Annotated in this window: 14 protein-coding genes and 1 pseudogene; 14 read left to right on the top strand and 1 reads right to left on the bottom strand. The window is 59.4% G+C overall.

The window, feature by feature from the left end; genetic code table 11:
- The first annotated feature begins 44 nt into the window (after positions 1-44).
- From AC07VR_RS06920 to AC07VR_RS06900, 5 genes and pseudogenes are all read left to right on the top strand, one after another.
- Positions 45-1,451 (top strand): NAD(P)/FAD-dependent oxidoreductase, encoded by a 1,407-nt coding sequence (locus AC07VR_RS06920; RefSeq protein ID WP_495010806.1) that lies wholly within the window; start codon positions 45-47, stop codon positions 1,449-1,451.
- A 33-nt stretch (positions 1,452-1,484) separates the two neighbouring features.
- The gene (locus AC07VR_RS06915) at positions 1,485-1,826 is read left to right on the top strand and encodes a cupin domain-containing protein (protein WP_494994906.1); all 342 of its coding nucleotides are present in this window, start codon (positions 1,485-1,487) and stop codon (positions 1,824-1,826) included.
- A gap of 61 nt (positions 1,827-1,887) precedes the next feature.
- A complete protein-coding gene (locus AC07VR_RS06910) occupies positions 1,888-2,982 on the top strand; it encodes a polyamine ABC transporter substrate-binding protein (RefSeq protein ID WP_494994907.1) in 1,095 nt (364 codons plus the stop codon).
- An 89-nt stretch (positions 2,983-3,071) separates the two neighbouring features.
- A complete protein-coding gene (locus tag AC07VR_RS06905; RefSeq protein WP_495010805.1) occupies positions 3,072-3,530 on the top strand; it encodes an REP-associated tyrosine transposase in 459 nt (152 codons plus the stop codon).
- Between the two features lie 180 nt (positions 3,531-3,710).
- Positions 3,711-4,121 (top strand): annotated as a pseudogene (locus AC07VR_RS06900) (helix-turn-helix domain-containing protein); the annotation flags it as partial.
- Positions 4,122-4,136: 15 nt separating this feature from the next.
- Here AC07VR_RS06900 and AC07VR_RS06895 read toward each other — a convergent pair.
- Positions 4,137-4,940 (bottom strand): helix-turn-helix transcriptional regulator, encoded by an 804-nt coding sequence (locus AC07VR_RS06895; protein ID WP_495010804.1) that lies wholly within the window; start codon positions 4,938-4,940, stop codon positions 4,137-4,139.
- A gap of 205 nt (positions 4,941-5,145) precedes the next feature.
- Here AC07VR_RS06895 and AC07VR_RS06890 point away from each other — a divergent pair, with 205 nt between their 5' ends.
- The 9 genes from AC07VR_RS06890 to AC07VR_RS06850 all read left to right on the top strand — a co-directional run bounded on the left by AC07VR_RS06890 (position 5,146) and on the right by AC07VR_RS06850 (position 19,453).
- Entirely contained in the window at positions 5,146-6,510 is a 1,365-nt protein-coding gene (locus AC07VR_RS06890; RefSeq protein ID WP_495010803.1) for an APC family permease, read from the top strand.
- Positions 6,511-6,519: 9 nt separating this feature from the next.
- The gene (locus tag AC07VR_RS06885) at positions 6,520-7,623 is read left to right on the top strand and encodes a DmpA family aminopeptidase (RefSeq protein ID WP_495010802.1); all 1,104 of its coding nucleotides are present in this window, start codon (positions 6,520-6,522) and stop codon (positions 7,621-7,623) included.
- Between the two features lie 298 nt (positions 7,624-7,921).
- Positions 7,922-9,373: a serralysin family metalloprotease gene (locus tag AC07VR_RS06880; protein ID WP_495010801.1), complete on the top strand. Its 1,452-nt coding sequence runs from the start codon at positions 7,922-7,924 to the stop codon at positions 9,371-9,373.
- Between the two features lie 102 nt (positions 9,374-9,475).
- Positions 9,476-9,856, top strand: coding sequence for an AprI/Inh family metalloprotease inhibitor (locus AC07VR_RS06875; protein ID WP_494994913.1), 381 nt, complete (start codon positions 9,476-9,478; stop codon positions 9,854-9,856).
- A gap of 219 nt (positions 9,857-10,075) precedes the next feature.
- Positions 10,076-11,854 carry a type I secretion system permease/ATPase gene (locus AC07VR_RS06870; RefSeq protein WP_495010800.1) on the top strand — a complete coding sequence of 593 codons (1,779 nt, stop codon included), beginning with the start codon at positions 10,076-10,078 and terminating at the stop codon, positions 11,852-11,854.
- Positions 11,851-13,185 carry an HlyD family type I secretion periplasmic adaptor subunit gene (locus AC07VR_RS06865; RefSeq protein ID WP_495010799.1) on the top strand — a complete coding sequence of 445 codons (1,335 nt, stop codon included), beginning with the start codon at positions 11,851-11,853 and terminating at the stop codon, positions 13,183-13,185. The genes AC07VR_RS06870 and AC07VR_RS06865 overlap by 4 nt, the downstream gene beginning before the upstream one ends.
- 2 nt (positions 13,186-13,187) lie before the next feature.
- A complete protein-coding gene (locus tag AC07VR_RS06860; protein WP_495010798.1) occupies positions 13,188-14,552 on the top strand; it encodes a TolC family outer membrane protein in 1,365 nt (454 codons plus the stop codon).
- A 123-nt stretch (positions 14,553-14,675) separates the two neighbouring features.
- Positions 14,676-17,711: an autotransporter domain-containing protein gene (locus AC07VR_RS06855; protein WP_495010928.1), complete on the top strand. Its 3,036-nt coding sequence runs from the start codon at positions 14,676-14,678 to the stop codon at positions 17,709-17,711.
- 41 nt (positions 17,712-17,752) lie between these two features.
- Complete coding sequence (locus AC07VR_RS06850; protein WP_495010797.1) at positions 17,753-19,453, top strand: polyurethane esterase; 1,701 nt, start codon at positions 17,753-17,755, stop codon at positions 19,451-19,453.
- Positions 19,454-19,520: the final 67 nt, after the last annotated feature.

The raw sequence follows: 19,520 nt of genomic DNA, 5'->3' as shown, positions 1-19,520 counted from the left end.
GCACTAGGATCGCAGCCATCTAGTTTTGGGTTGCGGAGTCTTGCATGCCGGCGTGGCGCACTATCAGTTTGTGGATGGATCAACTCGAGGAGCCCCTGGTTGCCCGGCCGTCGCTGGAGCAAGACCTGGACGTTGACGTGGCGATCATCGGCGCCGGCTACACGGGGCTTTGGACCGCTTACTACCTCAAGCGTCTGGCGCCCGGGTTGAACATCGCCATCGTTGAAGCGCAGACCGCTGGTTTCGGTGCGTCCGGACGTAATGGCGGCTGGCTGATGGGCAACCTGCTGGGGGAGGATCGCTTACTTGGCGATCTGCCAGCCGAGCAACGCCGGGCATCGTTCGACTTGCTGCACGGCATTCCTGATGAGGTGGAGATCGTCCTCGAACGCGAAGGCATTGACTGCGATTACCGCAAGGGCGGTGCGCTGTATTGCGCAGCTCGCTATCCCGAGCAACAAGCCAGCCTGCGCCACTACCTGGACACACTCTACAGCCAGGGCCTCAACGAAGCCGACTACCGCTGGCTCAGCCCTGAGCAACTGGCGCAACAGATCCGCGTCGCCAAACCTTATGGCGGTATCCATGCAGCGCATTGCGCGACCATTCAGCCGGCCAGACTGGTGCGTGGCCTGGCCCGGACTGTCGAGCGCTTGGGGGTAACAATCTTCGAGAACAGTCCGGTCACCGACTGGCAATCCGGCAGTTTGCGCACCGCCAAGGCGCAGGTTCGCAGCCGCTGGATCGTGCCCGCGGTGGAGGGCTATGCCGTGACGCTGGCACCGTTGGGGCGTTATCAACTGCCAGTGCAGAGTTTGCTGGTGGCCACCGAGCCACTGTCCGCCGCAACCTGGGACGAGATTGGCTTGAGCCAGGGCCAGGCCTTCAGTGAAAGCAGTCGGCAAGTCACCTACGGCCAGCGCACCGCCGACAATCGTCTGGTATTCGGCGCGCGCGGGGGTTATCAGTTCGCCGGGAAACTGCGCCACGACTTTGACCTGACAACCAACGAAGTCGAATTACGACGCTACCTGTTCGGCGAACTCTTCCCACAGCTCAAGAGCGTCAAGATTACCCACGCCTGGGGCGGCAACCTGGGCATGTCCCGGCGCTTCAAGCCGCACATGCTCTGCGATCGCAGCAACGGCATCGCCTTGTCAGGTGGTTACGGTGGCGAGGGCGTAGGCGCGAGCAATCTTGGTGGCCGGACCCTGGCCGACCTGATTCTCGAACGCGACACCACACTGGTGCATCAACCGTGGGTGATCCAGCAGGGCGGCCTCAGCGCGCTGAAAGCCTGGGAACCGGAACCCTGCCGCTGGCTCGGCTACAACGCGATCATTCGCAGTTTCGTCCATGAAGACCAGACCCTGGCCAATCCGCAGACCGCACCGTGGCGGCGCAAGTTTGCCAGTCGGGTGGCGGGGTTTATGGAAGGGTTCATGCAGTAACGGCTCGTCGATCATCCACCCGTAAGGACCACCATGAGCATCACACAGTTCAAACATACCGCCACCGCCATCCTGGACGAATCGAACCCGGTAGCCGTGCCATTGGGTACGCCCATCGCCGTTACCTCGGTGACGTGCGTCGAACGCAACGACGGCGTTGAAACCGGCATCTGGGAATGCACGCCCGGTCGCTGGCGGCGGCAGATCGTTGCCCAAGAGTTCTGTCACTTCATTCAGGGCCGCTGCACCTTCACCCCGGATGACGGTGAAACTTTACAAATAGAAGCGGGCGACGCACTGATGTTGCCGGCCAACAGCACCGGGATCTGGGATATCCAGGAAACCGTGCGCAAGACTTACGTTTTGATTTTTTGATCCGCTGATCAACCGAAAACCTGCCTGACAAAAACAGCCGTACATAATCAGGAATCGACTCATGATCCGTATGACCACCGCTTCGTTGAAGTTAGCTCCGTTGATGCTCCTCGCTTCACTCAGTCAGGCGGCCGAGACCGTCAAGATCTACAACTGGTCGGACTACATCGCGCCGGACACGATGAAAAACTTCCAGAAGGAAACCGGTATCGCTTTCACTTATGACGTCTACGACAGCAACGAAACCCTCGATGGCAAGCTGATGACCGGCAAATCCGGTTATGACGTGGTGTTCCCTTCGAACCATTTCATGGCCCGGCAGATTCAGGGCGGGGCGCTGAAGAAACTCGACAAGAGCCAGCTACCGAACTGGAAAAACCTCAACCCGGTATTACTCAAGGCCCTGCAAACCAACGATCCGGGTAACGAGCACGGTTTTCCGTACCTGTGGGGCAGCACCGGGATTGGCTACAACATCGCCAAGGTCAAAGCGGTACTGGGCGATAATGCGCCGGTGGACTCCTGGGATTTGATCTTTAAACCCGAGAACATGAAAAAGCTCCAGAAGTGCGGCGTGGCGATTCTCGATAACGGTCCGGAATTGCTGCCGGCTGCGCTGAACTACCTCGGCCTGCCGCACCACAGCAAGAATCAGGCGGACTACAAAAAAGCGGAAGAACTGCTGATGAAAGTCCGGCCGTATGTGAGCTATTTCCACTCATCCAAATACACCAGTGACCTGGCCAACGGCGATATCTGCGTAGCCGTGGGCTTCTCCGGCGACATCCTGCAAGCCGAAAGCCGCGCCAGTGAAGCCAAAAACGGTGTGGAAATCGGCTATTCGATCCCAAAAGAAGGCGCAGCAATCTGGTTCGACATGGTCGCCATGCCCGCCGACGCCCCGGACGAGAAGGCCGGTTACGCCTTTATGAACGAGCTGCTGCGTCCGGACGTCATGGCCGACATCAGTAACTATGTGCACTACGCCAACGGCAACGAACAGGCCGACAGCCTGATCGATCCGGCGATCAAGAGCGACACCAAGGTCTACCCAAGCCCGGAAATGATGGGCAAGTTGTTCGCTCTGGAAGCCATGCCGCTGGACATCGACCGGATTCGCACTCGGTTGTGGAACAAGATCAGGACGGGGAGCTGACAGGTAACATTTCCTCAAGTGTTCGTTCTCTGAAGCAGCCCTCAGCAATGTAAGTTCTTTGCCTCCTGTGAACCTGAGGAGGCAAAGGAATGCCTGTTGCGACAAATGCTGATCGTCTGCGCATTGGCCGTGTTTCTGAGGTGGGGCGAATTTATCTGCTGACCGTTGTTGTGCATCAGCGCCAACCGGTTTTTTCCGACTGGCGTTTGGGGCGGTTGGTTGTGGAGCAGTTTCGGCTTGCTCAAGAAGATGGGTGGACAGATTCATTGGCTTGGGTGGTGATGCCGGATCACTTTCACTGGTTGCTCCAACTCCAGGACAAAACGCTGGCCGAACTGATGTGCCGAATCAAATCACGCAGCAGTTTGACGGTGAATCAAGCAATGGGACGGCGAGGGCGCTTATGGCAAAAGGGTTATTACGACCGCGCAGCGCGTCAGGATGATGATGTAAAAGACCTTGCTCGTTACGTTGTCCGCAACCCTCTGCGAGCAGGCCTGGTCAAGCGTGTCCACGATTATCCGCTGTGGGATGCCTGTTGGCTTTAATACCTGAGGTGACTGTTTTACGACCGCTGCGCGCTCGAACGCAGGCTTCGCCAGCTGCTACGAAAAGCTCATTTGCCGGGGACATGCACTCACGGCAAACGCGTCTTCCTGTAGCAGCTGGCGAAGCCTGCGTCCGGCCGCGCAGCGGTCGTAAAACCGGCAAACGCGGTCTCAGATGAACTTGCCGGAGCCTGTGAAATCGTGCCCCATGGCTTGATCGAACACGCCTCGTTTCACCTGTCTCGGGACGAGGTCTACCGCCATCTTCCAGACCCTCAACGTAAATTCGGCAAGCTCTCGCAGAACTGCACCAGTGGCCGACTGATGCGCATGCTGGTGGAGCAGATTTGTGCCGGCGAACTGCATGGTTGCACGGCACAGCAGGAGGGCGAGGCGCTGCAGGAAGCGTTGATTGTGCTACTGGGGCCAACCCTGCGTCAGACCGAGAGCAACACCCTTGACGGCTATGACAGCCAGCACGGCCATAGCCTGCGCTGCTATGCGCAAAAGCTGATCAGTCAGTCGCTGAGCGAACCCAATCTCAACCCGGTGTCGCTGGCCAACCAGATGAACATTTTCGTTGAATGCCTGAGTCTGCCGAAGGCCTCAAGGATTTTCCAGATCATGCCCCAACGACTGAATAAACAACGAAAACAGTTCCGGTTGCGATGAGATATCCAGCTTGGCGTACAGATGCCGTCGGTGAACCTTGATGGTGTCCGGTGAGATTTTCAGCCGCTCGGCCATGGCTTTGGAGGAAAACCCGCGCAAGATCAGCCGGGCGATTTCCAGTTCGCGGTCCGACAGTACGCCGCAGCCGAAGTGGCTCAGGGCATCGCGGATCTGACTGGCCATTTCATCCTGTGCCGGCGCCTGTGTGCGCTGGCTGTTCTGCTGCCAGTGCTGCTGCATCAGCGGCAGTACCCAGGCAGCGAGGGTGGTCAGTTGGCCCACTTCATCCGCAGTGAACACGCGCTGCATGCCCAACGACAGTGACAGCGTTCCGGCCCCGGGAAGCTGAAGAATGAACTGCACCTCGTCTTCGAGCACGTTCTCGTGAAAGTAGCTGTGGAAGTATTCGCTTTGCCGGAAGTGATCGGGTGCCACTTCCTCCAGCCGATACAGGCCGCTGGGGTAGCCTTCACGGCACGCCTGGAAAAACGGATCCAGCAGGTACAAACCATTGAGGTAGGTCAGCATCGACGCCGGTTTGCTCGAGGGTTCGGCGTCGTACTCTTCCAGCGCCTGGGGCAGGCCGTCTTGCGGATAGAAAATCGCCAGAGCGTTATCGAACGGCAGGCATTGGTGCAACAACAAAACAAGCTGCTTCCAAAAACGCTCGGTGCCGACCTGCGAGAGGGTACGGCCCAGTCCCGCGTGCATACCGACTTCCCTGAACAGACTGCTCATGTGTGTTGCTCCACATTCAAAAAATCAAAACCCGGCCGACGGTTTCAACCTTTTTGCGCTCAAGGTCAAGGGGAGTACTCCAATAGGGGAATTGGCCGCCGTTGTCGTGCTGCCTAGAGTAGCCCCACCCAGTGCGGCCCGGAACGCACCCCCGGTCCCTTTTTCGTTTCTGCCTCAGACTAAAAATAACCAGGAGGATAACGATATGAGCTCTCCCGCAGCACCAAACGGCACCCTGAAACCCACGTTGAGTGTCTTCGACGTCGTGGCGATTACCGTCTCGAGCGTGACGCCGGCCAGTTCGGTGTTCGTGATCGCGCCGTTCGCGATTCATCAGGCTGGCACCGGAGTGTTTCTCGCGTTCGTCATGGCCGGTTTACTGGCCATGATGTTCGCCTACTGTTACGCCGAGCTGGGTAGGGCTCACAACAGCGCCGGTGGTGAATACGTGTACGCCAAGCGAGTGTTTGGCGGCATGGCCGGTTATGCGACCTTCCTGACGGTATTGGCGATGTTGCTGTTCATTCCGCCGGTGCTGGCCACTGGCGCCGCGACCTATCTGAACAACGCGTTGGGGAGTCATTTCGATTCACAGACCGTCGCCCTGCTCATTGTGGTGTGCAGTTACCTGCTGGGCATTCTGAATATCAAACTCAACGCCTGGATCACCGGCACCTGTCTGCTGCTGGAAGTCGCGGCAATGCTGGTGATTGTGTTTATTGGCTTCGGTCATGCCTCGCAACCGGCAAGCATCCTGTTGCAACCGCAGATCGTCGAAAACGGCACTTTGCAGTTGGCACCCTGGGCTCTGGTGATTGGCGCCATAGGTATCGGCTTGTTCTCCTATAACGGATTTGGCTCGGCGGTGGTGCTGGGCGAAGACATGAAATGCGGCGGGCGCGGCGTGCACAAAGCTGTGCTCTGGTCGCTGGGTCTGGTGGTGGTCATCGAACTGGTGCCCTTGACCGCGTTACTGATCGGCGCACCGTCCCTCAGCGAGATGATCAACAGCCCCGACCCGATCGGCTATCTGCTCACCAGTCATGGCAACGAAACCCTGTCCCGTGTGGTCAGCGCCGGGATCTTCCTGTCGGTGTTCAACGCCATCGTCGCGATCGTGATTCAGATCGGCCGGGTGGTATTCAGCAGCGGCCGCGACGCCCTGTGGACGCCCACCGTCAACCGGCTGTTCACCCGTATTCATCCCCGTTGGGACTCGCCGTGGCTGGCCACGCTGTTTCTGGCAATTCCATCGGCGCTGCTCAGTTTCAGCTCGAACCTGGCAGACATGACTTCTTTCAGCGTGCTGCTGATCATGCTGGTTTACCTGATCGTCGCCTTGAGTGCATTGATGAGTCGGGTGGTGCTGCGCGATCGGCAGCATCCTTACCGCATGCCGCTGTGGCCATTGCCCGCATTGCTGGCGGTGCTCGGCGCCGGTTATTTATTGTTCAATCTGTTCCTTGAGGCTTCGGCCAGGGACATCATGGTGATTATCGGGCTGCTGGCAGTGTCGGTAATTTTGTATGGCACCAACGGCCGGTTCAGCCCGGCGTTCCAGAAGTTGTAAGGAGTGGTTATGCGTGCACGTGAACTGGGCATCCGCCTGGGCCTGGGAACACCCGGTCAATTCAATTCCATCACTGATGTATCGGGCGTACGGGTAGGGCACAGCACCCTCAAGACCGAAGTCAACGGCAAGCAGGTACGCACCGGTGTGACGTTGATCGAGCCGCGGGCAAGCCATGCGCGACTGCAACCGTGCTTCGCCGGCTGCCATGTGCTCAACGGTAACGGTGACGCCACGGGCCTTGAGTGGATTCGCGAGGCGGGGCTGCTGGCCACACCTCTGGCGATCACCAACACTCATAGCGTGGGCGTGGTTCGCGATGCCTTGATCGCCCAGGAGCACGACAGCCTGGCCGATCCGGCGGTGTATTGGTGCATGCCGGTGGTGATGGAAACCTACGACGGCGTGCTCAACGATATCTGGGGGCAGCATGTCGGCCCGCAACAGGTGCTCGAAGCCATGGCCAATGCCGGGACCGGCCCGGTTCAGGAAGGTGCGGTCGGTGGCGGCACCGGGATGATCTGCCATGAGTTCAAGGGCGGCATCGGTACCTCCTCGCGCAAACTGTCGGCGCAACAGGGCGGCTGGACCGTCGGCGCGCTGGTACAGGCCAACCATGGCAAGCGTGAAGAGTTGCGGGTCGATGGTTATCCAGTCGGTCGGCAATTGACGGATATCCCGTCGCCCTTCGATGAGAGGGGCACGCCGGGCATGGGGTCGATCGTGGTGATCCTGGCCACCGACGCGCCATTGTTGCCTCATCAGTGCCAACGCCTGGCGCAACGGGCATCGATCGGCATCGCCCGCACCGGCGGCGGTACCGAAGAATCCAGCGGCGATATTTTCCTGGCCTTCGCCACCGGCAACCATGACCTGCCGCCCGCGGACTATGGACGTAAAGACCTGCCAATGAGCACGTCCCTTGAGATGCTCAACAATGACCATATTTCGCCGTTGTTCAGCGCTGCCGCCGAGGCGGTGGAGGAGGCGATCATAAACGCGCTGCTGGCAGGCGAACACATGAGGACGGCCACTGGCACCTTGGTTCCTGCCCTCGACCCAGAGACATTACTACACGCATTAAACGCAACAGGATGGCGCACGCGCGAGTAGTTGATAAAGCCGCGATGTAGTGAATAAAAACGAACTTGCCTTTATTTAATATTTAAATAGTAGATTGTCGGACAATTGGTCGGGAGAGCGGAATCACCCAAAATATTTAGACCCTGCAGGCATTGTTTCCGGGAGTTTGCTGGAACCACACAATTCGATCTCAAAAAAAGTAGTGGACGTTTGTTTTCGAATTGTGTCAGTTTTCTTTCGCCTTCATTGGGCGAGTGATAGGACGATCTCGCCAGAGATTGTCGCTATCTGAAAAAAACTGTTCCATTGCAAACAAGGAAGTGTGTTTATGTCGAAAGTCAAAGAGAACGCTATCGTTGCAGCTGAACAACAATGGGCGCCACAGGCCACATCAAGTTCGGCGTTCAACCAGATCGATAGTTTCAGCCATCAGTATGACCGTGGCGACGACCTCACGGTCAATGGCAAACCCTCCTTCTCTGTAGATCAGGCCGCGACTCAGATCTTGCGTGATGGTGCTTCATGGCAAGATCTCAATGGCAGCGGCAAGATTGAACTTACCTACACGTTTCTGACTTCGCCAACATCCAATTTCAGCGGCCTGGGTGTCACTGGCTTCAGCCAGTTCAACGCCTTGCAAAAGGCTCAGTCCGTGCTCGCCATGCAATCCTGGGCAGATGTGGCCAATGTCACCTTCACTGAGGCCGCCAAGGGCGGCGACGGTCACATGACCTTCGGCAACTACAGTGGCGGTCAGGAAGGGGCGGCAGCGTTTGCTTTCCTGCCGGGTACCGAGCCTGGCTATGACGGTCAGTCCTGGTACCTGACCGGCAGTGGCTACAACGTCAACAAAACCCCGGGTGTGAACAACTACGGCCGTCAAACCCTGACTCACGAGATCGGTCATACCCTCGGCCTGTCTCACCCCGGCGACTACAATGCCGGCGAAGGCAATCCGACCTATAACGATGCGTCCTATGGGCAGGACACTCGCGGCTACAGCCTCATGAGCTACTGGAGTGAAAGCAACACCAGCCAGAACTTCAGCAAAGGCGGTGTCGAGGCTTATTCATCCGGCCCGTTGATGGACGATATCGCTGCGGTGCAAAAGCTCTACGGCGCCAACATGAACACCCGTGCCGGTGACACCACCTACGGTTTCAACTCCAACGCCGGTCGCGACTTTCTCAGTGCGAGCTCGTCCTCGGACAAGCTGGTGTTCTCGGTGTGGGACGCGGGTGGCAAGGACACCTTTGACTTCTCCGGTTTTACCCAAAACCAGAAGATCAACCTCAATGAAGCCTCATTCTCCGACGTTGGCGGCCTGGTGGGTAACGTGTCCATTGCCAAAGGCGTGACCATCGAAAACGCCATTGGCGGTTCGGGCAACGACCTGCTGATTGGTAACAGCGCGGCCAACGTGCTCAAGGGCGGTGCTGGCAACGACATCATCTACGGTGCCGGCGGCGCGGATAAGCTCTGGGGGGGTGCCGGTTCCGACACTTTCGTGTTTGGCGCAAGCTCGGACTCCAGACCGGGCGCAGCCGACCAGATCATGGATTTTGTCGGCGGCCTGGACAAGATCGATCTGACCGGCATTAGCGCTGGAACGGGGCTGCACTTCGTCAACTCATTCACAGGTTCTGCCGGCGAAGCGGTGCTGAGCTATGCCTCGGGAATGAACTTGAGCACCCTGGCCGTGGACTTCTCCGGGCACGGTGTGGCTGACTTTCTGGTCACCACCGTCGGGCAAGCGGCAGTCACGGACATCGTGGCGTAGCAGCCAGGCGAAGTAAAAGCAGGGGCGGCGCGCATGCGCTGCTCCCTGTCCTTGCATCGACTCCTCGTGTAAGCGAGGCTAAAGCCCGGAATGAAACACCCTATGAACCAGACCGCCTTTACCAGGGCCGCAGCGTGGTTGATCGCGACGCTGATGATGTTTTTTGGAGATGCCAGCATGGCAAGAAGCCTGAGATTACCCGACCCTTCGGAACTGGCCGGGAAGTGGCAGATCCACCAGCAAGATGAGCCAACGAAAGTCTGCATGCTTGAGCTCGCACAAAACCAGACGCTGGCCGGAGAACTCGAATGTGTCGCCGGTTGGTTGGGTGAAACACCCAGCGGCTGGTTTCCGGAACCGGATGGAATATCGCTGACGGGTAAAGAAGGTTCGAGGATCATTCATTTAGGCCGACAGCGGGAAGGGCTCTATCACGCCACTTTGAAGTCAGGGACTGTACTTGTTCTGCACCGCCCTCAGTAATAAAACACAACGCTGCGCTTAATAGAGTAGGCGATGTTTATATGCGCGTATCGGTAGTTTAAAACAGGCAGCTAACAACTACCTCGAACCTTATTTCGTCTGGCAATAAGGTCCTTTCGCCTGCACGTTTCAATCCTCCAATAACGTCTCGACGCGTGTGCGGACAATACATTGAACCCTCGCCGAACTATCGCGCGGGTATTAGCTCAGGGAAGACTCATGAAGATGGCGAAGACCACTCCCGTTGCACCGCTGTTGCAGGCACTGGGCGATTATAAAAGTACCCTGATCAGCGTTGGTTGTTTCACCGCGCTGATCAACGTACTGATGTTAGTACCGTCGATTTATATGCTTCAGGTTTATGACCGGGTGCTCTCTTCGCAGAACGAAACCACCCTGGCCATGTTGACCTTGATGGTGGTCGGGTTTTTCGCGTTTATCGGTCTGCTGGAAATCATCCGCAGCTTCATCGTCATCCGGATCGGCAGCCAACTGGAGCGCCGCTTCAACCTGCGGGTCTACAGGGCCGCGTTCGAACGCAACCTGTTCAAGGGCGAGGGTAATGCCGGGCAGTCGCTGGGGGATCTCACGTACATTCGCCAGTTCGTCACGGGACCGGCGCTGTTCGCCTTCTTCGACGCACCGTGGTTTCCGGTCTATCTGTTCGTGATCTTTGTGTTCAATACCTGGCTCGGCGTGCTGGCCACGGCCGGTGCGTTGCTGCTGATCGCGCTGGCGTGTCTCAACGAAGCCATGACCAAAAAGCCGCTGGGTGAAGCCAGTGGCTATTCGCAAAAATCCAGCCAGTTGGCCACCAGTCATCTGCACAACGCCGAAACCATTCAGGCCATGGGCATGCTCGGGGTTTTGCGCAAACGCTGGTTTGAGGTGCATTCGCGCTTTCTCGGTTTGCAGAATCAGGCCAGCGATACCGGCGCGGTCATCAGCTCCCTCAGTAAAACCCTGCGCCTGTGCCTGCAATCACTGGTACTGGGGCTGGGCGCGTTGCTGGTGATCAAGGGCGACATGACTGCCGGGATGATGATTGCCGGCTCAATCCTGATGGGACGGGTCTTGAGCCCGATCGACCAATTGATCGCCGTGTGGAAGCAATGGAGCTCGGCGAAGCTGGCCTACCAGCGCCTGGACACCTTGCTGCAAGGGTTCCCGCCCAGCGACAGCGCCATGGCCTTGCCAGCGCCCAAAGGTCAGGTGGCCTTCGAACAGGTCAGCGCCGGCCCGCCGGGCAAGCGGGCGGCGACCTTGCATCAGGTCAGCTTCGGTCTTGCTGCGGGGGAAGTGCTGGGGGTACTCGGTGCTTCCGGCTCGGGCAAGTCGACACTGGCGCGGGTGCTGGTGGGTGTCTGGCCGACCCTGGGAGGCACGGTGCGCCTGGACGGTGCTGATATTCATCGCTGGAATCGCGATGACCTCGGGCCCTACATCGGCTACTTGCCTCAGGACATCGAATTGTTCAGCGGCAGCATTGCCGAAAACATCGCGCGCTTTCGCGACACCGACCCGCAGAAAGTCGTCGAGGCGGCCCGGCAGGCCGGTGTTCACGAACTGATTCTGCGCCTGCCGCAAGGCTACGACACGGTATTGGGGGAGGATGGCAGCGGCCTGTCCGGCGGCCAAAAGCAGCGTGTGGCCCTGGCCCGTGCCCTGTATGGCGGCCCAAGCCTGGTGGTGCTCGATGAGCCGAACTCGAACCTGGACACCGTCGGCGAAGCGGCCCTGGCGGCCGCCATTGCGCAGATGAAAGCCCAAGGGACCAGCGTGATTCTGGTGACTCACCGCTCTTCGGCGCTGGCCCAGGCCGACAAGTTGCTGGTGCTCAACGAAGGGCGCCTGCAAGCCTTCGGCCCAAGCCATGAAGTCCTCAAGGCATTGTCCGGCGCTCAGGAGCCGCAACGGGAAAAAGCCCCATCCCCCACACCGGCCGGGCTCAGCCTCAGTCGTCAGTATCAGGCTGCAAACAGGAACAGTGGCGCATGAGCAAGGACAGCGACATGACAATCGAACAAGGTTATGCGCCGGCGCACCCTGAACGCGACGCGCGCTTTTTTGCCCGTATGGGCTGGATTCTGGCAATCCTTGGTGCCGGCAGTTTCTTTGCCTGGGCCAGTCTTGCGCCGCTCGATCAAGGGATTCCAGTGCAGGGCACTGTGGTGGTCTCGGGCAAGCGCAAAGCCGTGCAATCGCTGAGTGGCGGTGTCGTCAGCCGGATTCTGGTAAGTGAAGGGCAGGTGGTCAAGCAGGGGCAGCCGTTGTTTGTGCTGGATCAGACCCGGGTCGCCGCCGATGTTCAATCCCTGCAAGCGCAGTACCGGATGGCCTGGGCCAGCGTGGCGCGCTGGCAGAGTGAACGCGACAACCTCAAACAGGTCAGTTTTCCTGCCGGGTTGAGCAGCGATCCCGACCCGCGACTGGCGCTGGTGCTCGAAGGCCAGCGGCAACTGTTCAGCAGTCGACGCGAAGCCTTTGCCCGGGAGCAAGCCGGCATTCGCGCCAACATCGAAGGCGCTAGCGCACAACTGGCCGGGATGCGCCGCGCCCACACTGATCTGAGCGCGCAGGCCGAGTCCCTGCGTGAGCAACTGAACAACCTGCGTCCGCTGGCGGCCAACGGCTACATTCCGCGTAACCGCTTGATGGAATACGAACGACAGTTGTCGCAAGTGCAGCAGGACCAGGCGAAAAACACCGGTGAAAGCGGGCGTGTCGAGCAGGGCATTCTTGAGTCGCGCTTGAAGCTGCAGCAACACAGCGAGGAATACCAGAAAGAAGTCCGCAGCCAACTGGCCGACGCACAATTGAAAAGTCTGACCCTGGAGCAGCAGCTCACCTCGGCCGGATTCGATCTGCAACACAGCGAGATCAATGCACCGGCCGACGGCATTGCCGTGAGCCTGGGTGTACACACCGAAGGCGCGGTGGTGCGGCCCGGTGAAACATTGCTGGAAATCGTTCCGCAAGGCACCCGGCTGGAGGTGGAAGGGCACCTGCCGGTGAACCTGATCGACAAGGTCGGCGGCAACTTGCCGGTGGACATCCTGTTCACCGCGTTCAACCAGAGCCGTACGCCCCGTGTACCAGGCGAAGTCAGCCTGATTTCGGCCGACCAGATGGTCGATGAAAAAACCGGTGTGCCGTATTACGTGTTGCGCAGCAGCGTCAGTGATGTGGCCATGGAGAAGCTCAACGGGTTGGTAATCAAGCCCGGTATGCCGGCGGAAATGTTCGTGCGCACGGGCGAGCGTTCGCTCCTCAATTACTTGTTCAAACCTCTGCTCGATCGGGCAGGTTCCGCATTGACCGAGCAATAGGGATGTTCCGGCGTATGAATAAGCTTTCCATGCTCGGGGCAGCCGTTGCGCTCCTCGCGTGTACCAGTGTGCAAGCCATGGGGCCGTTCGAGGTCTACGAGCAGGCGCTGCGCAATGATCCAGTGTTTCTCGGCGCCATCAAGGAACGCGATGCGGGCCTTGAGAACCGTGCCATCGGCCGCGCCGGGCTGTTGCCCAAACTCGGTTACACCTACAACAAGGGGCGCAATAATTCCAGGGCGACCAACCTGGATGGTCGGCGCGGCACCACTCACGATGATCGCAACTACAACAGCTACGGCTCGGCCTTGACCCTGCAGCAACCTTTGATTGATTACGAGGCTTATGCTTCTTACCGCAAGGGGGTGGCACAGGCGTTGTATGCCGACGAAAATTTTCGCGGCAAAAGCCAGGAGCTGCTGGTCCGGGTGCTGACGTCCTATACCCAAGCGCTGTTCGCGCAGGATCAAATCGACATCGCGCAGGCCAGGAAAAAAGCTCTGGAGGAACAGTTCCAGCAGAACGAACAGCTGTTTCGCCAGGGCGAGGGCACCCGCACCGACATTCTCGAAGCGCAGTCGCGCTTTGAATTGGCGAGCGCCGAGGAAATCGAAGCGCGCGACGAGCAGGATGCGGCCTTGCGCGAACTGGGTGCTCTGATCGGTGTACCTGCGGTGGACATCGGCGATCTGGCCCCGCTGGGCGATTCTTTCGAGTCCTTCACTCTGCAGCCGGCCAACTTCGATGTCTGGCATGAACTGGCGGTCACCAACAACCCGATCCTCGCTTCCCGGCGTCAGGCGCTGGAAGCGGCCCGATTCGAGGTCGAGCGCAATCGCGCCGGGCACCTGCCCAAAGTAAGCGCCTATGCCTCTGTCCGGCAAAACGAATCGGAAAGCGGCAACACCTACAACCAGCGCTATGACACCAACACCATTGGCATCGAAATCAGCGTGCCGCTGTATGCCGGTGGCGGGGTGTCTGCGTCCACCCGCCAGGCAAGCCGCTCGATGGAGCAGGCCGAGTACGAACTGGATGCGAAAACCCGGGAGACCCTGATCGAACTGCGTCGCCAGTTCAGCGCCTGCCTGTCTGGAGTCAGCAAGTTGCAGGCGTATCAGAAAGCCCTGAGTTCAGCCGAAGCGCTGGTGATTTCGACCCGGCAAAGCATCCTCGGTGGCGAGCGGGTCAACCTCGACGCCTTGAATGCCCAGCAGCAGCTCTACACCACACGCCGGGATCTGGCCCGGGCTCGTTACGACTATCTGATGGCCTGGACCAAGTTGCATTACTACGCCGGCACCTTGCGCGAAGACGATCTGGCCAAGGTCGACGAAGCCTTCATGTCGCGGCCCCGAACCCGTTAAACGCTGCACCGCCCAGCTGAAGGCGCGAGGATTTTGGCAAGACAACTAAGGACGGTAGCGGTAATGGAATTTAAGCGTAGAGACGTCAATCTTTTTCAGGGGCGCAGGTTCCAGCCAGCAAAAATGCTGGGTGGCACGTTGATGGGGTGCCTGGCAGCAATCGGCGGCGCGCAGGCGGCACCTTATGTCGAAAGCGGCAAACAGGGTGATCCCGACAGCTGGCGCAGCAGTGAATTCAACGCTGAATGGGGGCTGGGCGCGATTCATGCGCAAGATGCCTATGCGGCCGGTTACACCGGTAAAGGCGTCAAGCTGGGTATTTTCGATCAGCCGGTCTATGCGCAGCATCCCGAGTTCACCAGCCCGAACAAGGTGCTCACGCTGGTTACCAGTGGCATTCGGGAATACACCGACCCCTATATTCCGGTGAAAGCCGGGGATGCTTTCCGCTATGACGGCACACCGTCCGTGGGTTCCAACGGCAAATTGGGTTCTCATGGCACCCATGTCGGCGGGATTGCCGCGGGTGACCGTGATGGTGGGCCCATGCACGGCGTGGCCTTCAATGCCCGGATTATCAGTGCCGAGAACGGCGACCCGGGACCCGAGGACGGCATTATTCTCGGTAATGATGGTGCGGTTTATAAAGCCGGCTGGGACGGACTGATCGCCAGTGGCGCGCGGGTCATCAACAACAGCTGGGGCATTGGCATCACTGAGCGCTTTGATCAGGGAGGACGCGATCCGGCCTTCCCGCACTTCACGGTGCAGGATGCGCAGCTGCAGTTCGATCAGATCGGACCGCTGTTGCACACCAGATCGGGGGGCGCTTATCAGGGGGCCATCGATGCGGCCCGCAGCGGCATTGTCACCATATTCGCCGCGGGCAATGACTACAACCTCAATAACCCGGACGCAATTGCCGGCCTGGCGTATTTCGTCCCGCAAATTGCACCCAACTGGTTAACGGTTGCCAGTCTGCAGAAAAACCCGGACACCAACAGTCCGGATCTTTACAACATCAGTACCTTCTCATCTCGCTGTGGCTATACCGCCAGTTTCTGTGTGTCCGCGCCGGGTAGCCGGATCTACAGTGCCGTGATCGGTGGCACTACGCTGGATGATTTGACCGTCGGTTATGCCAATAAAAACGGCACCTCGATGGCCGCGCCCCATGTCGCCGGCAGTGCCGCGGTACTGATGGAACGCTTCCCCTACATGACTGGTGCGCAAATCGCTACGGTGCTGAAGACCACCGCAACCGACATGGGCGCTCCGGGTATCGATGCGCTCTACGGCTGGGGAATGATCGACTTGCGCAAAGGGATCGATGGCCCCGGGATGTTTGTCACCCAAGCCGATATCCCGCAGGAATTCCGTATCGATGGGGCTTACGGCTCCGGGCAGTTCGTTGCGGATCTGCCGGGAATCGGCGCGATTGTGGATGCCGGCAAACCCACTGAGCGGGTGTGCACCGACGTACAGTGCGGCCTGGACGTGTGGCGCAACAACATTTCCGGCCACGGCGGTCTGACCAAGCAGGGGATCGGCACCCTGGTGCTGACCGGGGCCAACACCTATGCCGGCCCGACACTGGTGAATCAGGGACGGCTGGCGGTTAACGGTTCGCTCATATCCGACGTCACAGTCAACAACAGCGGTATCCTCGGCGGCTCGGGCCGTGTCGGATCGCTGACCGCGAAAAGCGGCGGGACCATCGCCCCCGGTAACTCGATCGGCACCTTGCAGGTAGCCGGTGATGTCACCTTCGAGCCGGGCTCGACCTATGCCGTGGAGCTTTCCGAAACCCGCAGCGACCGCATCGTTGCCGGCGGCACGGCGACTGTCAGCGGTGCCAGCGTGACCCTCGCGCTGGAAAACAGCCCGACGCTGCTGAGTCCCGCTCAAGCGAAAAGCCTGCTGGGCCGTCAGTACGACATTCTTGAGGCCGCGGGCGGTATCGCAGGGCGTTTTGCTGCCGTGGTACCGAACTACCTGTTTCTCGGTGCCAGCCTCGACTACGCGGCAACTGGCGTACAACTGGCTATCGAACGCAACGCAACCGCCTTCGCCAGCGTCGGGCAAACGCCGAACCAGCGTTCCGTAGCCGCCGCGGCCGAGCAATTGGGGGCTGGTAATCCAGTGTTCGAAAGCCTGCTGTTGTCGCCGACGGCCAGCAGCGCGCGGCAAGCCTTCCAGCAATTGTCCGGGGAAATCCATCCGGCGATCGGCACGCTGCTGATCCATGACAGCCGTTACCTGCGCGATGCGGTGGGCGAGCGCTTGCGTCAGGACGACCTCTACGACGCGGCAACCCCGACCGATGACCAGAGCAACGCCTGGGTCAAAGTGCTGGGCTCCTGGGGCAAGACCGACGGTGGCCATGACAACGCGAGCTACAACAGCGCCATCGGCGGTCTGTTGGCCGGCGTGGATGGCCTGCTCAGCGAAGACACTCGTCTGGGCTTCGTTACCGGTTACAGCGACAGTTCCCTGAGCATGGGCGACGGCACCCACTCCTCGGCATCGGTCGACAGCTACCACTTGGGGGTCTATGCCGGGCACGCGTTCGGCGCTGTGCGTCTGAGCCTCGGCGGCGCCTATGGCTGGCACCGAATCGACGTCAAACGCGATCTGCAATATGGCGATGTTTCCGGCCAGCAGAAAACCAAAGGTGACGCACAAAGTACCCAGCTGTTCACCGAAGCGGCGTATCGGCTGGAGCTGCCGGCGCTGACGCTGGAACCCTTCGCCAACCTCGCTTACGTGCATGTGAGCCGCGACAGCTTCACCGAGAAAGGTGACGCCGCCGCGCTCCAGGGCACAGACGACAACCGCGATGCCGTGCTGTCGACCCTGGGCCTGCGGGCAAATAAAGGTTTCGCACTCTCCGATAAGCAGCAACTGGACCTTTCCGGATCCCTCGGCTGGCAGCATCACCTGAGCAATACCCGCGCCGAAGATCACGTGGCATTTGCCAGCGGCGGCGCGCCGTTCACTGTGCAAAGCGTCTCCATGGACCGCAACGCGGCAGTGCTCGGGGCGCGTGCCGGGCTTTCCCTGGGGCGCGATACCCAGCTGAACCTGGATTACAACGGGCTGCTCGGTTCGCGGGAGAAAGACCATGGAGTCGGGCTCACTCTCGATTGGCAGTTCTGAATAGCGCAACCGCTCAACAGCAACAACCAAGAGGCAAGACCATGGGTGTTTTTGACTATAAGCAATTGGGCAGTGGCGCTTGCAAAGCGCTGTACGCCGATGCACTGGCGTTGGCTCTGTACGCCTACACGCCGACCGGTAAACCTCTGACGCCCTCGGGCTGGACGCCGATCGACGCCGGGCAACTGGGCCATCAAGGCAAGGTAGGTGTCCAGGGCACCTATTTTGGCGAGCAGGAAGGCTTCACCAGCGCCGAGGCCGAAGTCCTCGGCAAATATGACGCTGCCGGCAAACTGATCTCGGTCGGCATCGCTTTTCGCGGCACCGGCGGCCTGGGCTTCAGTGACACCTTTGGCGACATGAAAAACAACCTGCTGGCCGCCGTCGGCCCGGCGGATTACGCGAAGCACTACGTCCAGAACGCCTTCGGCAGTTTGCTCAATGAGGTAGCGATATTCGCCAGCGCTCATGGCCTGAGCGCCAGGCAGATCCTGGTCAGCGGCCACAGCCTGGGCGGTCTGGGGGTCAACAGCCTGGCCGAGATGAGCACGGACCATTGGGGAGGCTTCTTCAAAGACGCCAATTACGTGGCTTTCGCCTCGCCAACCCAGAGCGCCACCGGCAACAACGTGTTGAACATCGGTTACGAAAACGACCCGGTATTTCGGGTGCTGGACGGCACCACGTTCAGCGTAGCGTCCTTGGGTAAACACGATGCTCATCAAGGGTCGGCGACCAACAATATCGTCAACTTCAATGACCATTACGCGTCCACGCAGCTGTTGCCGTTCAGCATTCTCAACCCGCAGGACTGGTCGGCGCATGGCTCGCCGAGTTATGCCGACGGGTTGAACCGGGTCATCAGCTCGGGCTTCTACGACCTCACCGGCAAGGACTCGACCCTCATCGTTTCCACCCTGTCTGAATCGGCGCGTGGCAACACCTGGGTGGCGGATCTCAATCGCAGTGGCGAACCTCACAAGGGCAGCACCTTCATCATCGGCACCGACAGCAACGACCTGCTCAAGGGCGGTGTCGGCAATGATTTCCTCGAAGGTCGTGACGGCAATGACACCTTCCGTGATGACGGGGGGTACAACATCCTGCTGGGCGGCAAGGGCAGCAATACCTTCGAACTGCAGCAGCCGCTGAAAAACTTCGACATCGCCAACGATTGCGACGGCACGCTGTACCTGCGCGATGCCTACGGCGGTATCAGCCTGACCCGTGATATCGGCGCGCTGGTGAGCAAAGAACCTGGCTGGCTTTGGGGTGCACTCAACAATGTTGTGACCCACTACGTGACACAGGCCGGTCTGCGAAGCGGCACTGAGCTGAGTCTCTACAGCCATTCGCTCAATGGCGACGCCTACGGCAATTCACTGGCGGCCGGTTTCGATGGTGACTGGCTGTTCGGCGATGCGGGCGACGATCTGCTGAGCAGCGGCAAAAACCATGTGACCTTCGTCGGTGGCAGCGGCAATGACGTCATGCACTCAACCGGTGGTGGCAATAACACCTTTCTGTTCAGCGGGGCGTTCGGTTTCGACGTCATACATGGCTATCAGGGCAGCGACAAACTGGTGTTCATGGGTGTCGAAGGTGCAGGCCAAGGCTATGACTACACGCAACACCTCTCGCAGATCGGCAACGACACATTGCTGACGGTGGGCAACTACGGGGTGACGTTGGTGGGCGTCGGCCCGGACAACCTGTCGGGGGCAGGGATCGTATTTGCTTAAACCTCGATAAAACAACATTGCACTAATACCTCGCAACGTCGTGTTGAGCAATCTCTGACAATTCCAA

The sequence above is a fragment of the Pseudomonas sp. GW821-FHT02H09 genome (assembly GCF_059421425.1).
This window is presented reverse-complemented; position numbering and strand designations above follow the sequence as displayed.

Coding starts and splice junctions, on each gene's coding strand:
- AC07VR_RS06865 (WP_495010799.1), top strand. CDS start 11,851: ATGAGCAAGGACAGCGACATGACAATCGAACAAGGTTATGCGCCGGCG.
- AC07VR_RS06920 (WP_495010806.1), top strand. CDS start 45: ATGCCGGCGTGGCGCACTATCAGTTTGTGGATGGATCAACTCGAGGAG.
- AC07VR_RS06905 (WP_495010805.1), top strand. CDS start 3,072: ATGCCTGTTGCGACAAATGCTGATCGTCTGCGCATTGGCCGTGTTTCT.
- AC07VR_RS06885 (WP_495010802.1), top strand. CDS start 6,520: ATGCGTGCACGTGAACTGGGCATCCGCCTGGGCCTGGGAACACCCGGT.
- AC07VR_RS06880 (WP_495010801.1), top strand. CDS start 7,922: ATGTCGAAAGTCAAAGAGAACGCTATCGTTGCAGCTGAACAACAATGG.
- AC07VR_RS06895 (WP_495010804.1), bottom strand. CDS start 4,940: ATGAGCAGTCTGTTCAGGGAAGTCGGTATGCACGCGGGACTGGGCCGT.
- AC07VR_RS06875 (WP_494994913.1), top strand. CDS start 9,476: ATGAACCAGACCGCCTTTACCAGGGCCGCAGCGTGGTTGATCGCGACG.
- AC07VR_RS06915 (WP_494994906.1), top strand. CDS start 1,485: ATGAGCATCACACAGTTCAAACATACCGCCACCGCCATCCTGGACGAA.
- AC07VR_RS06850 (WP_495010797.1), top strand. CDS start 17,753: ATGGGTGTTTTTGACTATAAGCAATTGGGCAGTGGCGCTTGCAAAGCG.
- AC07VR_RS06910 (WP_494994907.1), top strand. CDS start 1,888: ATGATCCGTATGACCACCGCTTCGTTGAAGTTAGCTCCGTTGATGCTC.
- AC07VR_RS06855 (WP_495010928.1), top strand. CDS start 14,676: ATGCTGGGTGGCACGTTGATGGGGTGCCTGGCAGCAATCGGCGGCGCG.
- AC07VR_RS06860 (WP_495010798.1), top strand. CDS start 13,188: ATGTTCCGGCGTATGAATAAGCTTTCCATGCTCGGGGCAGCCGTTGCG.
- AC07VR_RS06870 (WP_495010800.1), top strand. CDS start 10,076: ATGAAGATGGCGAAGACCACTCCCGTTGCACCGCTGTTGCAGGCACTG.
- AC07VR_RS06890 (WP_495010803.1), top strand. CDS start 5,146: ATGAGCTCTCCCGCAGCACCAAACGGCACCCTGAAACCCACGTTGAGT.